Origin of the sequence: Streptomyces regalis (genome assembly GCF_001509475.1) — a bacterium.
Classification (GTDB): Bacteria; Actinomycetota; Actinomycetes; order Streptomycetales; family Streptomycetaceae; genus Streptomyces; species Streptomyces regalis.
In genome coordinates, this window is the sequence record NZ_LLZG01000235.1 from 1 (window position 1) to 547 (window position 547).

Below are 547 nucleotides of genomic sequence, written 5' to 3' on the forward strand. Positions count from 1 at the left end.
GGTGCGTGCCGCGATCGGTGTCACCGGGCAGTTCTCCGCCGTCGACGGCCTGATCACCGGCGAGGAGAACATGCTCCTCATGGCGGACCTGCACCACCTCTCCAAGCGCGAGGGACGGCAGGTCACCGCCGAACTGCTGGAACGCTTCGACCTCACCGACGCCGCGAAGAAGCCCGCCTCCACCTACTCCGGCGGCATGAAGCGCCGCCTCGACATCGCCATGACCCTGGTCGGCAACCCGCGGATCATCTTCCTCGACGAGCCCACCACCGGCCTCGACCCGCGCTCCCGGCACACCATGTGGCAGATCATCCGCGAGCTGGTCACGGGCGGCGTCACCGTCTTCCTCACCACCCAGTACCTGGAGGAAGCCGACGAACTCGCCGACCGCATCGCCGTCCTCAACGACGGCAAGATCGCCGCCGAAGGCACCGCCGAGGAACTGAAGCGACTCATCCCCGGCGGACACGTCCGCCTCCGCTTCACCGACCCGGGCGCATACCAGTTGGCCGCCTCCGCCCTGCGCGAGGTCACCCGGGACGACGAG

The 547-nt window shown here is 68.9% G+C and carries 1 protein-coding gene; it reads left to right on the plus strand.

The window, feature by feature from the left end; genetic code table 11:
* On the plus strand, positions 1-547 hold a 547-nt coding region (locus tag ADL12_RS24275), incomplete at both ends, for an ATP-binding cassette domain-containing protein (RefSeq protein WP_159053268.1).